Source organism: Flavobacterium sp., assembly GCF_046296355.1.
In the GTDB taxonomy this organism is placed as follows: domain Bacteria; phylum Bacteroidota; class Bacteroidia; order Flavobacteriales; family Flavobacteriaceae; genus Flavobacterium.
This window is the reverse complement of sequence record NZ_JBKBLM010000010.1, coordinates 1-15,373: the sequence shown is the minus strand read 5'-3', so window position 1 is coordinate 15,373 and position 15,373 is coordinate 1. Positions and strand designations below refer to the sequence as shown.

Annotated in this window: 14 protein-coding genes; 8 read left to right on the top strand and 6 right to left on the bottom strand. The window is 37.3% G+C overall.

Translation table 11 applies throughout. The annotated features are described in order from the left end of the window. Positions 1–12: 12 nt before the first annotated feature. Together ACK4HO_RS06110 and ACK4HO_RS06105 are read right to left on the bottom strand one after the other, a co-directional pair. Positions 13–1,344 (bottom strand): inorganic phosphate transporter, encoded by a 1,332-nt coding sequence (locus tag ACK4HO_RS06110; protein WP_409664030.1) that lies wholly within the window; start codon positions 1,342–1,344, stop codon positions 13–15. 26 nt (positions 1,345–1,370) lie between these two features. Further along, complete coding sequence (locus tag ACK4HO_RS06105; protein ID WP_409664027.1) at positions 1,371–2,015, bottom strand: DUF47 domain-containing protein; 645 nt, start codon at positions 2,013–2,015, stop codon at positions 1,371–1,373. 193 nt (positions 2,016–2,208) lie between these two features. Here ACK4HO_RS06105 and ACK4HO_RS06100 point away from each other — a divergent pair, with 193 nt between their 5' ends. The 5 genes from ACK4HO_RS06100 to ACK4HO_RS06080 all read left to right on the top strand — a co-directional run bounded on the left by ACK4HO_RS06100 (position 2,209) and on the right by ACK4HO_RS06080 (position 8,181). Further along, positions 2,209–3,837 carry an acyl-CoA carboxylase subunit beta gene (locus ACK4HO_RS06100; protein WP_409664024.1) on the top strand — a complete coding sequence of 543 codons (1,629 nt, stop codon included), beginning with the start codon at positions 2,209–2,211 and terminating at the stop codon, positions 3,835–3,837. Between the two features lie 30 nt (positions 3,838–3,867). Further along, entirely contained in the window at positions 3,868–4,287 is a 420-nt protein-coding gene (locus ACK4HO_RS06095) for a DUF5004 domain-containing protein (protein ID WP_409664021.1), read from the top strand. 56 nt (positions 4,288–4,343) lie between these two features. After that, a complete protein-coding gene (locus ACK4HO_RS06090; protein WP_409664018.1) occupies positions 4,344–6,008 on the top strand; it encodes a pseudouridine synthase in 1,665 nt (554 codons plus the stop codon). A 48-nt stretch (positions 6,009–6,056) separates the two neighbouring features. Next, positions 6,057–7,676, top strand: coding sequence for a M1 family metallopeptidase (locus ACK4HO_RS06085; protein ID WP_409664015.1), 1,620 nt, complete (start codon positions 6,057–6,059; stop codon positions 7,674–7,676). 79 nt (positions 7,677–7,755) lie between these two features. Beyond that, positions 7,756–8,181 (top strand): DoxX family protein, encoded by a 426-nt coding sequence (locus tag ACK4HO_RS06080; RefSeq protein WP_409664012.1) that lies wholly within the window; start codon positions 7,756–7,758, stop codon positions 8,179–8,181. A 65-nt stretch (positions 8,182–8,246) separates the two neighbouring features. Here the strand turns inward: ACK4HO_RS06080 and ACK4HO_RS06075 are convergent, their stop codons facing one another. Together ACK4HO_RS06075 and ACK4HO_RS06070 are read right to left on the bottom strand one after the other, a co-directional pair. Further along, positions 8,247–9,287, bottom strand: a complete 1,041-nt coding sequence (locus ACK4HO_RS06075; RefSeq protein ID WP_409664009.1) for an AMP-binding protein — start codon at positions 9,285–9,287, stop codon at positions 8,247–8,249. Next, positions 9,280–10,230, bottom strand: coding sequence for a CPBP family intramembrane glutamic endopeptidase (locus tag ACK4HO_RS06070; protein ID WP_409664006.1), 951 nt, complete (start codon positions 10,228–10,230; stop codon positions 9,280–9,282). Before ACK4HO_RS06070 ends, ACK4HO_RS06075 begins: the two co-directional genes overlap by 8 nt. A 71-nt stretch (positions 10,231–10,301) precedes the next feature. Between ACK4HO_RS06070 and arsC the strand changes: the two genes are divergently transcribed. Both arsC and ACK4HO_RS06060 read left to right on the top strand, forming a co-directional pair. After that, the gene (arsC, locus tag ACK4HO_RS06065; RefSeq protein WP_409664003.1) at positions 10,302–10,643 is read left to right on the top strand and encodes an arsenate reductase (glutaredoxin); all 342 of its coding nucleotides are present in this window, start codon (positions 10,302–10,304) and stop codon (positions 10,641–10,643) included. Between the two features lie 91 nt (positions 10,644–10,734). Beyond that, positions 10,735–13,194, top strand: coding sequence for a TonB-dependent receptor domain-containing protein (locus ACK4HO_RS06060; RefSeq protein ID WP_409664001.1), 2,460 nt, complete (start codon positions 10,735–10,737; stop codon positions 13,192–13,194). Between the two features lie 53 nt (positions 13,195–13,247). On the opposite strand, the gene ACK4HO_RS06055 is transcribed toward ACK4HO_RS06060, so the two are convergent. Continuing rightward, complete coding sequence (locus ACK4HO_RS06055) at positions 13,248–13,421, bottom strand: hypothetical protein (RefSeq protein WP_409663998.1); 174 nt, start codon at positions 13,419–13,421, stop codon at positions 13,248–13,250. A gap of 245 nt (positions 13,422–13,666) precedes the next feature. Between ACK4HO_RS06055 and fumC the strand changes: the two genes are divergently transcribed. Beyond that, positions 13,667–15,052 (top strand): class II fumarate hydratase, encoded by a 1,386-nt coding sequence (gene fumC / locus ACK4HO_RS06050; protein WP_409663995.1) that lies wholly within the window; start codon positions 13,667–13,669, stop codon positions 15,050–15,052. 67 nt (positions 15,053–15,119) lie between these two features. Here the strand turns inward: fumC and ACK4HO_RS06045 are convergent. Then, positions 15,120–15,373, bottom strand: a 254-nt coding sequence (locus ACK4HO_RS06045; RefSeq protein WP_409663993.1) for a CAP domain-containing protein, incomplete at its 5' end; no start/stop codon positions are given.

Sequence of the window (15,373 nt, the reverse complement as noted above, 5' to 3'; positions counted from 1 at the left end):
AATATAAAAAAATTATATGAACAATTTTAGTAAATAATAAACCAATGCTGCTAAAACAGCTGAAACCGGAATGGTCAAAATCCAAGCCCATAATAATTTAACGGTTACACCCCAACGAACGGCTGAAACCCTTTTGGTAACTCCTACTCCAATGATTGAACCTGTAATGGTGTGTGTTGTTGATACCGGAATTTTAAAATGTTCTGTAGAGAATAAAGTCAAGGCACCCGCAGATTCAGCCACTACCCCTTCAAATGCGGTTACTTTAGTGATTTTGGAACCCATGGTTTTTACAATTTTCCATCCACCGCTTAAAGTACCTAATGCAATTACGGTATAACAAGTTAACGGAATCCAACCAGGCATTACACCGTCAATTTTTACGCCGTCTTTTTCAGAAGGCAAGACTACGTTTAAGTCCAGCCAACCGGCAGACATATCGATATTCGGATTTGATTTGATGTAAACTGCCACGGCTGCTGCAATAATACCCATTACTTTTTGAGAGTCATTTCCACCGTGTCCTAAACTAAAAGCTGCTGAGGACAAAAGCTGCATTTTCTTTAAAACTTTTTCAGCTTTTGCGGTAGAAAAACTACTGAATAGTAAGTTGAATATTGCCAAACTGTAAAAAATAATGGCTACTAAGAACCATTTTATATTGTGAGGTTCAGTAATTACGCTCCAAAAATGACTTTCAAATCTTGGTTTTTTGATGTCTTCATAAGAAACCATTACTGAAGCTAAAAACCACAATACTAAAATCATTAAAACAACAGTCAGTACTTTGGGCCAAACATTTTTCTTAGAAGAATACATTAACCATAGAGAAATGAAATAGGAAATAATCATTCCCAATAGCGGTGCAAATACAATAAACAAGATTACTATAACAACCCCAGAAGGCAATAATTCTCCTTCTTTAGCGTCTTTTAACCAGTTTACAATTTTAAATCCGGCATGTTCCGGATCGGTTACATCGCGGAAACCGTGAGCAATAGCCGCTCCGGCGAATCCACCAATTAAAGTATGAGAAGATGAGGAAGGAATTCCTTTCCACCAAGTAATTAAATTCCAAATAATAGCGGCTATGACTCCAGCCAAAATCACCGTTAAGTCAATGCTACTGGTATGAGCTGTTTTGGCTACCGTATCGGCTACACCAAATCCAAAAACCCAATAGGCCATAAAGTTAAAAAACGCTGCCCAAAGTACGGCCTGAAAAGGCGTCAGAACCTTAGTCGCTACAATCGTTGCAATCGAGTTGGCTGCATCATGAAAACCATTGATATAGTCAAATACCAGGGCTAAAAATATAATTACTACTAGTAAAGTAAAATCCATAAATGTTGTTATTGGTTAGAAACTATTTATGAATGTTTTACTGAAATTTGCTCCATTACGTTGGAAACACTTTTACATTTATCGGAAGCTGATTCTAAAGCAGAAAGTACTTCTTTATATTTAATAATGTTTTTAACATCAGTCTCGTTTTCAAAGATATCCGCTACTGCTTTATCAAAAACCGAATCCGCTTTGCTTTCTAATTTGTTGATTTTTTTACAAGTCTCTTTAATCGCCTTGTGGTCTTTCATGTCTTTCAATTCTTTGATACCGATATTGATTAACTGACAAGCTTCTAAATTAATTTCCGTCAATTTACGAATCGACTTGGTGATTTTTTCAACTTGGTACAAACGCATTCTGCTAGCAGCACCATGCATATAATCGGCAACGTTGTCAATCGCTTTAATTAAAGAGTGGATATCTTCACGGTCAAACGGAGTGATAAAGTTTCTGCTTAATTCTAAGTGAGTTTTATGAGTAATCTCTTCGATTGTAGCTTCTAATTCTTCTATCTTACTGTAATACTCTTCTCGCTCTACTTTTGGAGCATTAACCGCTTCATGCAATGTTTCGGCTAATAATACTAAATTTGCTGTGGCTTGTTCGAAAAGTGGAAAGAATTTTTTATCTTTTGGAACTAAAAACTGAAAAATACTGTTTATTGACATGGTGTAAAAAATTTGATGCAAATGTATAGTACCAATGTTAAGTGAATATTAATTAATTATAATTATGAAGTTATTATAATTTACAATTTTTTAACATAAAGATTTAAGCATAAAGAACTCTCATTTCTCTTATTGAAAACGTTTTCGTAGCTTAGCCTCCGATTAAAATAAACATCATTACACTCATCACAACATGGACATCAACTTCAATAAAAACGAAGATCACAACAAACTTTTACTCACCGATTTAAAGCAACGTTTTGCCAAAGTCAGAGTTGGTGGCGGCGAAAAACGCATTGAAAAATTGTATTCCGAAGGCAAAATGACTGCTCGGGAACGCATCGATTATTTGCTTGACGCCAAAGGAAATAGTATAGAGATTGGCGCTTTTGTGGGTGATGGAATGTATGCAGAACATGGCGGTTGCCCTTCTGGCGGCGTTGTGGTTAAAATGGGTTACATCAAAGGCAAACAATGTATAGTCGTGGCCAATGATGCTACCGTAAAAGCCGGTGCTTGGTTTCCGATTACGGCTAAAAAGAATTTACGTGCCCAAGAAATCGCGATGGAGAATCGTTTGCCGATTATTTATTTAGTCGATTCTGCCGGTGTTTATTTACCAATGCAAGACGAAATCTTTCCTGATAAAGAACATTTCGGACGCATCTTCAGAAACAATGCGATTATGAGCAGCATGGGTATTACCCAAATTGCCGCGGTGATGGGAAGTTGTGTTGCCGGCGGTGCTTACCTACCAATTATGAGTGACGAAGCGATGATAGTGGATAAAACGGGAAGTATTTTCTTGGCCGGAAGCTATTTGGTAAGAGCCGCTATTGGTGAAAACATAGATAACGAAACACTTGGCGGAGCTACAACGCACTGCGAAATCTCAGGCGTGACCGATTATAAAGCCAAAGACGATAAAGATGCTTTAGACCGAATCAAAAGTATCGTAGGGAAAATTGGTGATTACGAAAAAGCAGGATTCAATAGAGAAAAACCTATAAAACCAGCCTTAGACGAAAAAGAAATATACGGAATAATACCTAAATCGAGAGCCGAACAATACGACATGATGGAAATTATCAAACGTTTGGTCGACAACTCCGAAATGGACATGTACAAACCTGATTACGGCAAATCCATAATCACTTGTTATGCCCGAATTGACGGTTGGGCTGTCGGTATTGTAGCCAATCAACGAACCGTTTCGAAAACCAAGAAAGGCGAAATCCAATTTGGAGGTGTAATTTATTCTGACTCTGCCGATAAAGCCACCCGTTTTATTGCCAACTGTAACCAAAAGAAAATTCCGTTAGTGTTCGTGCAAGACGTAACCGGATTTATGGTCGGTTCCAAAAGCGAACACGGAGGCATCATTAAAGACGGAGCCAAAATGGTGAATGCCGTTTCCAATTCGGTGGTACCAAAATTCACGGTGATTGTAGGTAATTCATACGGTGCCGGAAACTACGCGATGTGTGGCAAAGCCTATGATCCTAGATTAATCTTTGCTTGGCCAAGTGCGGAACTCGCCGTAATGGGCGGAACGCAAGCCGCAAAAGTATTGGCTCAAATTGAAGCTTCTTCCCTAAAAGCGAAAGGCGAAACCGTAGATGAAAAAACAGAACAAGAACTTTTTGATAAAATCAAAGCACGTTATGATGCGCAAGTTTCTCCTTATTATGCCGCGGCAAGATTATGGACCGATGCGATTATTGATCCTTTAGAAACCCGTACTTGGATTTCCATGGGAATCGAAGCTGCGAATCATTCGCCTATTGAGAAGAAATTTAATTTGGGTGTGATACAGGTTTAAATTCAATTACTTTACAGATAAATAAATGCCATGAAACAACTACTGCTTTTCATTTTCGCAACAATAAATTTAGGCCTTTCTGCTCAAACCGAAGAATATACCGGAACTTATATCTTTTATGTAAAAGCAGTAAAAGGTGAAATCATTGATTACAAACTTCAATTGAATTCCGACAAGACATTTCTTTATACGAGTTATATCAATAACAATACGAATGAATACTACACAAAAGGTAAAGGAACTTGGAAAATAGAAAATAAGATTATAAAATTCACGACAGAAACTTCAGATTTAGACAAAGACCACACTTTGAATTTCACCGGTACAACTGCAAGAGTTATTAAAAAATCACCTCGTGACACCTCCGATAAAGTGGTGCCTACATCGCTTCAATTTTACAAATCTGAAATTCCTACGATTGCTAATTTGAAACTTTTATTAAAGGAATAAATCAGAATTTAGCAAACATTCCCATTTCCTTTTTTAGCTTTGCAACGATGAAATCTATGACTCATTTTATCGCTTTCAAACAAAACATTTCAGGTATTACTTTACCCGAGAAATTCACTTTTCCATTCTACTACGAACCACATGAATTGAGTGTGATTGCTGCAAGTGAATTGCAAAACTACCTCGAAACCCAAACCGATTTTGAACACAACTTTGGCTTAGATACTGGACAAGAAGGTTTAGTAATTGGAAAAATGTTTGGCGTTCTAGTAGTTCAAAAGGCTGATAGCGAGTTAGGTTATCTTTGGGCATTCTCCGGGAAACTGGCTGAGCAAAACCATTTGCCTTTATTTGTGCCAACGGTTTTTGATATGTTGGAAGAAAATAGCTTTTTTTTAATTGGAATAAAAGAACTAACCGCTATAAATTCAGAAGTAGATACTTTAGAAAGCCATCCCGAGTTTCTTCGCTTAAGTGAAATACTCCAAACAGAAAGCTCTTTGGCTACAGCAAAATTAGAAGCCGAGAAAATCAAAATGAGTGAAGCTAAAAAGGCACGTAAATTACAACGCAAAAAAGCCCAAGCTGAAATTACCGATGCGACTTCCTTAGAAAAAATAATGAATGAATTGGTCCGAGAAAGTTTAAAAGACAAGTTCCTTTTCCGAGAATTAAACGACTATTTAGAAAATCATCTTTCCGAAACCAAAGAGAAACTGAGCCAATTTACCCATAAAATTAACCAACTCAAAGAAGAACGCAGTCAGAAATCGGCCGCGTTGCAACAGCAGATTTTTGCCGAATATGCCTTTCTCAATCAGTACCAAGAATTAAAAAGTTTGGCCCAAATTTTTAATGGCAATCCACCAGCCGGCGCCGGAGAATGTGCGGCACCAAAGCTATTGCATTACGCTTTTCAACATGACTTGAAACCCATTGCGATGGCAGAATTTTGGTGGGGACAATCGCCCAAATCAGAAGTTAGAAAACACGGGCAGTTTTATCCGGCGTGTACCGGGAAGTGCGAACCCATTTTAGCACACATGCTCAAAGATATTCCTATGGACGAAAATCCATTCGGAATCAATCCGGCTGCAGGAAAATCACTCGAAGTGGTTTTTGAAGATGATTATTTGGCCATAGTAAACAAACCGGCTGAATTCCTCTCGGTTCCGGGAAAACAAGTTACAGATTCTGTTTCGGCACGAGTAGCCGAACTTTATCCCAATGCTACCGGACCATTGATTGTTCATCGTTTAGACATGGCAACTTCGGGATTGCTTTTGATTGCTAAGTCGAGCGAAATTCATAAAGAATTACAATCTCAATTCATTAAACGAAAAGTAAAAAAACGCTATGTTGCTTTACTTGACGGATTACTAAAAGAAGATAGCGGCTTGATTGATTTGCCATTGCGCGTTGATTTAGACAATCGCCCAAATCAAATGGTGTGTTACGATTATGGAAAACCGGCGCAAACCAAATGGGAAGTGATTGAACGTAGAAATAATCAAACCTTAGTCTACTTCTACCCGATTACCGGCAGAACACACCAACTTCGGGTGCATGCCGCTCATAATTTGGGCCTCAATACACCAATAGTTGGCGACGATTTATACGGAACTAAAGCGAATCGTTTGCATTTGCATGCAGAAAGTATTACTTTTAGTCATCCCATTTCAAAAGAGACGGTTACGGTTACTGTAGCTGCAGCATTTTAGATTCGTAACAAATAATGGGTTTTGAGACTCATTAAGAAATACTTCCACATGAAAAAATTAATCGGTTATTCATTACTATTACTTGGTTTTCAATCATTAATGGCGCAAAAAGCATTCACCCGAAAAGACACGCTACAAGGCGGATTGCGTCCGGAACGAACTTGTTTTGATGTTTTACGCTATGATTTGAATATCAAAATTGATCCCAAAACAAAAACAATCATCGGTTACAATGACATTACTTTTAAACCGTTTGAAAATGCCACGGCCATCCAAATCGATTTATTCGAAAACATGAAAGTCGACAGTATAGTTTACAACAAAAGAAAACTCACTTACGACCGAGAATTCAACGCTGTTTTCATCAATTTCCCAACGCCTTTACTAAAAGACATGCCGGAACAGTCGATTAGATTTTATTATTCCGGAAAACCTATTATTGCTCGTCGTGCGCCTTGGGATGGCGGATTTGTGTTTAGTCAAGATTCAAATGGCAAAGATTGGATTGGCGTTGCCGTTCAAGGAACCGGCGCGAGTTTGTGGTATCCTGTAAAAGATTCTCAAAGCGACGAACCCGATAGAGGTGCAAGCATAAAAGTAGCAGTGCCAAACGGTTTGATGAATGTTTCTAACGGACGATTTTTAGGTTCAGAGGATTTAAAAAACGGTTACACGCGCTGGGATTGGGAAGTTAAAAATCCGATAAATACTTACGACATCACTGTTAATATTGCGGATTATGTTCACCTGCATGATAACTACAAAGGTTTAGACTTAGATTATTATGTACTACGTGAAAACGAAGCCAAAGCCAAAGCCCATTTTGAAGAAGTAAAACCGATGATGGATTGTTTCCAAAGTAAATTTGGCGAGTATCCGTTTAAAGAGGATGGTTATAAATTAGTGGAAACTTCTTATTTAGGTATGGAACACCAAAGCGCTGTAGCCTACGGTAATAAATATTTCAAAGGTTACTTAGGAATGGATTTGTCGGGAACCGGAATCGGGCTGACTTTTGATTATATTACCATTCACGAAAGTGGTCACGAATGGTTTGGAAACAGTATCACGACTAAAGACATAGCCGATATGTGGGTACACGAAGGCTTTACCCAATACACCGAAATTGTTTATGTTGAATGCACATTGGGCTACGAAAAAGCCATGCAATACGCCAACGGTTTGCGCATGAATGTTCAAAACGACCGACCAATCATTGGAAATTATGGCGTAAATAGTGAAGGTTCAGGCGATATGTATCCCAAAGGTGCTTTGTTACTCAATACCTTGCGCCATATTGTAAATGATGATGCTAAATGGTGGAAAATGATTTTGGATTATTCCAATACTTTCAGACATAAAATCATTGACAACGAAACCGTTATTGCCTTTTTCAACAAAGAAAGCGGGATGAATTTGACGCCGGTTTTCAATCAGTACTTAAACAAAACTACTATCCCTAAGCTTGACTTGAAAACAACCAAAGGCAAGTTAGAAGCGCGCTGGACCAATGTGGAGGCCGACTTTGAAATGCCTGTCGACATTGTTTTAGAGAACAAAACCATCAGAATTTACCCAAAAAGCAATTGGTCTTCTACAGATTTAAAAGTCAAAGAAATCAACCAAGTCAACATATTAGCCAATAAATTTTACATCTTAACACGTTAATACACTCAAAAAAAGCGTGATTCTTTTCTGTATCTAATTAATAAATAGTAACTTAGATTAAACTTTAAACTTACTTATTATGAATACTTCAGTAAAAGGTTTGAACAAATGGGCCAATGCTCATTCGACAATTTGGTTTGACACACTAAGAATTCTTCTGGGTGTATTTTTAATTTATAAAGGCGCTTATTTTATTAGTAACAGTAGAGATTTTGAAGACTTAATTGCTCCGGTCAGTAATTTTCTCGGTGGCATGTTGACTTTTCACTACATTGCTTCGGCTCATATTATGGGCGGTATCATGATTATTTTTGGGCTACTGACCCGTTGGGCATTGATAGCGCAATTGCCAATTCTGTTGGGTGCGGTTTTAATTAACTTCATTGGCGAAATGAATGCAATGAATTTACTTATAGCCACAGTTACCTTGGCACTGAGTGTTTTTTACACTATTTACGGAAGCGGTAAACATTCGGCGGACTACTATTTCAAAATGCAAAAATAAAATGTTGTAATTCCCATAACAACAAAAAACGCACTAAGGTTTGTTTACTTTAGTGCGTTTTTGATTTATTGCATCGTCTCTTTCCTCATGACTTTTCCACTGCCGGTTTCTTTGAACTTGGGAATAAAAACCAACTCTTTAGGCTTTTCATATTTGTCTAAGTCTTCATAAATATCGTCACCTAAATCGTGCTTTTCACCTTCAATAACCAGAATTACTTTTTCTCCCAATTCGGTATGAGGTTTAGAAGTGATAAAGAAACGTTGTTGTATCTTGTTTGCCAGCTTCTCCTCTATTTGCTCAGGGATTAATTTTATACCACCACTGTTAATCACGTTGTCCATTCGACCTAGGAAAACAAATTGATTTTCGTTAAGCAATTCAACAATGTCATTGGTTATAATTACATCATCTGAAATTCTCGGGGCATGAATCACCAAACAGTTTCTATCGTCGTAGGAAATCGTAACGCCGGGCAAAACGGTAAAAGCTTTTTCGCCTAATTTTCTGGCAGCAATATGAGTGATTGTTTCTGTCATACCGTAAGTTTCAAAAACTTGGGTTGGGAGTTTCAACAATTGCTTTTCTAAATTTTTATTGATAGCTGCACCGCCAACGATCATTTTCTTTACTTTCTTTAATTCTGCCAATGAGTTTTGAGCTTGCAACGGAACCATAGCAACAAAATCATAGTCAATTTCATTATTACGCATCGGATGTGAACTAGGCGCCACAAATTCTAAATCTAAACCGAGAATCATGGCACGAACCAACATCATTTTTCCGGCCACATATTTAACCGGTAAACATTGCAGGGCTTTATTTCCGGGTTGCAATTCAAAAAAATCTCCTGTCGCCAAAGCCGATTCGACCATGGCTTGTTTGCTTACAGTAATTATTTTTGGCGCTCCGGTTGTTCCCGAAGTTTGCATTTCGATATAATCTTTGCTGTCAAACCAATCTAAAAGAAAATCTCCGACAGGCTTTTCAAAATCTTCACCTTCTTTAATAAAACTATAAGCCACACGACATAAGTCTTCGTGGTTGAGGTGAAATCCATTCAATTTAAATTGATTGTGTACGTTTTCGTAGGTTGGGCTATTCATGACTTTCATTATTTTGGATGGGTTCTTCGCTTACAATATTTCCAATGAGTTTTTCTCTCCAATTGGTCCATTTATATTTTTTACTAAAGATAAATAATAACAACGGAAAAATAATAACGACTGGTGTCAAAACTTCAAATCCTACTGAAGGTGTCGAGACATCTTTTAGTACCGAATTCGTTTGAAAAGCTGACCAATCCGAAGTAACGAGCAACGCTGTAACCAAATTATTGGCAGCATGAAATCCCAAAGCCAACTCCATTCCTTCATCCATTAAGGTAATAATACCAAGAAATAAACCGGTACCGATATAATAAATCAAAACAATATAACCCATTTTTTCTACCTCAGGATTCGCAATGTGCATGGTTCCGAATATCAATGAAGTCATCACCAACGGAAACCACTTGTTCTTTGCCAAAACAGCAAAACCTTGCATTAAATACCCTCTAAAAACATATTCCTCAGTACTCGTTTGAATGGGAATTAACAAAATTCCGATAATAGCCAATATCAAAAATGGAATCGGTTTGAAGTTCCAAATAAAATTTTCCGGTGTTGAATAATATAAGGCAACTGTTGAAACCACTGCAAAAATGGCCCATACAAAAAAGGCAAAAAAGATTCTTCCCCAGTCAATTCTGGACCTGGAAGTAGTGACTGATAAAAGCGTTTGTCTGTGAAAATATCTGACCACTAAAATAATTCCTGCAAACCCAAAAACAAAAGACAAAAGCAACAAAAACAGAGTAAGATTAGGCGACAAATAACGCATAACTGCTTCGTTGGTTGTTGGGTAACTTCCTTCTGATGTCATGGCTTTGACCGCTACAGCAACAGCAAAGGGGATTTGACCGATAGTTGACGCTACAATAATCAGTATTGAGCCTACAATATATTTCCAAAATTTATTTTCAGGAAAAAAACCGTTTTCTATAAACATAAGGTTTGGTGATTTTATTTCGCCTAAATTAAGTTTTTTCTATTAATATCTATTACTTTGCCTAAAAAAAGATGTTACAAATACTCCACAATCCAAGATGCGGAAAATCGAGAAATTGTTTGGCTTTTCTTGATGCAGCTAAAACCGAATACGAAATCAGAAACTATCTGCAAAATCCTCTTTCCGAAAGTGAATTAAAAGAGTTACTACATAAATTAAATCTTAACCCAATAGAATTAGTTCGTCAAAAGGAATCCATATGGATTGATAATTTTAAAGGGAAAACATTGACTGATAATCAAGTAATCAAAGCTTTGGTTGAATATCCAATACTCATGGAACGACCAATAGTTATTAAAGGAAACCAAGCTATCATTGGTCGCGACCTTGAAAAACTAGAAAAATTCCTCTAAAACCATAGGTGTACATTTAACAAACATTTGTGAATTGTCCCTTAAACCAAAGTGTATTTTTGCACTCTCAAGCAAGAACAAAACATTTTAGATGAAAAAAATTAAGATTATCACAACCTTATTATTATTTTTTTACACCTTTTTAGCATTCGCACAACAAAATCCTGCACGCGCCAAAATAGTTGTCACCGGTAATGTAACGGATAAAGCAAGTAAATTGCCTTTAGAATACGCTACAATTACCTTAAAAAACACAAAAAATCTCAAACAAGTTTTTGGCGGTATCACTGATAACAAAGGAAACTTTTCAGTAGATGCTGCTGCGGGTGAATTTGACATCATTATTGAATTTATTTCGTTTAAGCCTACCGAAATTAAAGGCAAACAACTTTCCGCTAATACCAATTTGGGTACCATTTCATTGGAAGAAGATGCTACTCAACTAAACGAAGTCGTCGTTAGAGCCGAAAAAACAACCGTTGAAATAAAATTAGATAAAAAAGTATACAATGTTGGAAACGACTTGATGGTCAAAGGCGGAACCGTTAGCGATGTATTAGACAATATCCCTTCAGTTTCTGTAGATGTGGAAGGAAATGTGAGTTTGCGTGGCAATGAAAACGTGAGAATCTTAATTGACGGCAGACCATCCAATGCCATTAACATCACCGAAGCTTTGCGTTTAATTCCGGCTGATGCCATTGAAAAAGTGGAAGTAATCACTAATCCATCAGCACGTTATGATGCTGAAGGCGGTGGCGGATTATTGAACATCATCTTGAAAAAAGGGAAAAACCAAGGCATCAACGGAACATTCATCGGCGGCATTGGAGATCCAAAAAACAATAGTTTGAGCGGAACAATAAACTACAAAGAAGAAAATTTTAACTTGTTTACCACTCAAGGTTACAGCAATAGAAACAGTCCCGGAAAAGCATTAACAAACTCGAGGTATTTAAATGATGACAATTCAACCAGAAACTATTTGTTTGAAACCAGAGAAAATGATCGTTTGAATGAATCTTACAATGGAAATTTTGGTTTCGATTGGTTCTTAACTAAATCATTCACTTGGACGAACATTGTCAACTTCAGAAGAAGTATCGGTTACAATATCGATAATGTGTTGCAAAACTATTACGATGCCAACCGCGTTTATGATTACACCAGAAATCGTATCAACTACGAAGACAGTAAAAGTAAGAATGTAGAATACTCAACCAATTTTACTAAAAACTTTAAGAAAGAAGGCCACAAACTAACTGTTGACGGTTCGTTCTCTTCCAATACAGATACAAACTTAGCTTTGATTTCTGATACCGCAACCAATACCAATGTCGTCGGATTAGACGAAACTACCAACAATCAAAAGCAAAGCAGAAATTTATTTCAGGCAGACTATGTTTACCCCATTGGAAAAGGAAGCCAATTTGAATTCGGTTATAAAGGTGATTTTTCAAAAAACACTACTAATTATAGTGTAGTCAATGATGGAATTCCAGAGCCACAATTCACCAATATTTTAGAATATAAAGAATATGTTAGTGCATTGTACAGCAGTTATGGTTTCAAAGTCAAAAAATTCTCTTTCCTTTTCGGTGCGCGTTGGGAAGATTCCGATATTCATGTAAACCAATTAGCAACAGCTGATTTCAATAACAAAAAATACGATAATTTCTTTCCGAGTGCTTTCTTTACCTATGAAATCGGTGAACAAACCAGCGCTTCCATCAGTTACAGCAGAAGAATTCAAAGACCAAGAGGAAGAATGTTAAATCCGTTCAACAACTTATCCAGTAACGTAAACATCTTTATAGGTAATCCCGATTTAAATCCGGCCTTTACCGATGCTATCGATTTAGGCTATATCAAACGTTGGAACAAATTAACCTTCAACACATCACTTTACGGGAACAAAACTACCGATTCATTCCAATGGGTAAGAAGGCCAAACGGTGAATTACAAAACGATATACCGGTAATCATTACTACGCCTATCAATTTGGCTACACAATACAGAGTTGGATTTGAATTTACCTTAAATTATTCACCTTACAAATGGTGGAAATTAAACAGTAATTTCAACTTCTTCTACAACGAAACGGATGGAGATTACACTTACACCGATTTAAATGACATCCTCGTTACGCAAAATTTTGATTTTAGTGCCACTTCTTGGTTTACCAGACTAACCTCAAAAATAACCTTGCCTTATAAAATAGATTGGCAAACCAATGCTACTTACAACGGTGAACAAAAACAAGCCCAAGGAAAAAGTTTAGGAAACTTTAGTATGAACCTTGGTTTCAGCAAAGATATTTTAAAAGACAAAGGAACCGTTTCACTAAATGTAAGTGATGTATTTAATTCCAGAAAGAGAATTTCTGAAACTTATATTCCGGGACAAGTAGACTCTTATGGCGAAATGCAATGGAGAGTGAGACAAATCAACTTCTCTTTCACATATCGTTTCAACGTACAGAAAAACGAAAAAGAAAGAAAACCGCGTAACGGTCAACAAGACGACGGCGGAGATTTCCCAGGATCATAAAATTAAAAAAGCCCCGAAACTCGGGGCTTTTTTTATAAACATCTAGTTCAAAACTAGGCTGTTTGCTCGGCTTCTTTTTGGGCTTTTCTTTCTGCCAATAATTCTCTAACACCACCAAAAATCCAATAAGGAACGATGAAAGTGATTAAGAAAATCATCAACCAAAAACCAATCGTAAGAATGGTTAAGAAAGCCAAGAAACCTAAATACTGTGAAAATTCAAACATGTTTTCCGGAATTTTTTTGAATTATATGCAAATGTAAGCGTAATATTTATTGTAGCCAAAAAACAAAACCTTTTTTATTAAATAGTTTATCCACAATTTTTAGCTTAATTTTAAGGAGCTATTTCCGGCTATCCGCTACAATCTTTTTATCGCTTTGTCACCTTGAGCGCAATCGAAGGAATGTATGCTAAGCAATAAAAAGGATTTTCACTCCTATCCGGGCTAAATTATAAAACTGCATAATTATGGAATACAGAATTGAACGTGACACTATGGGAGAAGTAAAAGTCCCAGCCGATAAATATTGGGGCGCACAAACCGAACGTTCCCGAAACAATTTTAAAATCGGTCCAAGTGCTTCAATGCCAAAAGAAATCATAAAAGGTTTTGCCTACTTAAAAAAAGCTGCCGCTTACACCAATTGTGATTTAGGCACATTGGCTTCCGAAAAACGCGATGCCATTGCAAAAGTCTGTGACGAAATCTTAGCCGGTCAGTTAGATGACCAATTCCCTTTAGTTATTTGGCAAACCGGCTCAGGCACCCAAAGCAATATGAATGTCAATGAAGTCATCGCCAATAGAGCCCAAGTCCTAGCCGGATTAAAAATCGGTGAAGGTGAACAATGGATTAAAGCCAATGACGATGCTAACAAATCGCAATCATCTAACGATACATTCCCTACTGCCATGCATATCGCGGCATGCAAAGTTATCACAGAAATTACCATTCCGGGAATTGAAAAACTACGCAATACTTTAGACCTCAAAGCCAAAGAATTTAAAAATATCGTCAAAATCGGAAGAACACACCTAATGGATGCGACACCTTTAACCTTAGGTCAAGAACTTTCAGGTTATGTAGCCCAATTGGATTATGGATTAAAAGCGCTAAAAAATACCTTGCCACACTTGTTCGAAATAGCCTTAGGCGGAACTGCTGTCGGCACCGGATTAAATGCTCCTAAAGGTTATGATGTAAAAGTCGCTGAGTATATTGCCCAATTCACAAGTCATCCATTTGTAACTGCTCCCAATAAATTCGAAGCTTTAGCCTCACACGATGCCATTGTCGAAGCTCACGGTGCATTAAAACAACTGGCGGTTTCTTTAAATAAAATCGCTAACGACATCAGATTGCTAGCTTCCGGTCCGCGCTCCGGAATCGGGGAAATTCTAATTCCTGAAAATGAACCCGGTTCGTCTATCATGCCGGGAAAAGTTAACCCAACCCAATGCGAAGCTTTGACTATGGTTTGTGCTCAAGTAATGGGTAATGATGTAGCCATTTCTATCGGAGGCATGCAAGGTCATTTTGAGTTAAATGTATTTAAACCTATGATAGCGGCCAATTTTTTACAGTCGGCAACCTTAATAGGCGAAGCTTGTATTTCTTTTAATGAACATTGTGCCCAAGGCATTGAACCCAATCACAAGCGCATTAAGGAATTAGTCGATAATTCACTAATGTTGGTTACTGCTTTAAACACAAAAATTGGTTATTATAAAGCCGCAGAAATTGCGCAAGCTGCACACAAAAACGGGACAACCTTAAGAGAAGAAGCTATTCAGTTAGGTTATGTTTCCAGGGAAGATTTTGATCTTTGGGTCAAACCCGAAGACATGGTATAAACTAAAAAACCCGCTTTAGAGGCGGGTTTTCAGAGATCTGTCAAAATCAAACAAAACAATAATCAAACTATTTTTTCATAAACATATTGGTGTAATATTTTCTTCCGGTTTCCGGATTGATGGTAACTGATATTCCTAAGTGCGTGTAATCACCTTCTATGTTTTCTCTGTGTCCAGGGCTGCTTAACCAAGCTGCAAAAGCACTTTCAGCCGTTTGATAATTGTAGGCGATGTTCTCGCTAACTCTTTCTGCGCCTAATACTCTGATTAAATTATCAGAACGTTGTTGGAAGTAATCGTGGTTGAACACGTTGTTATCAA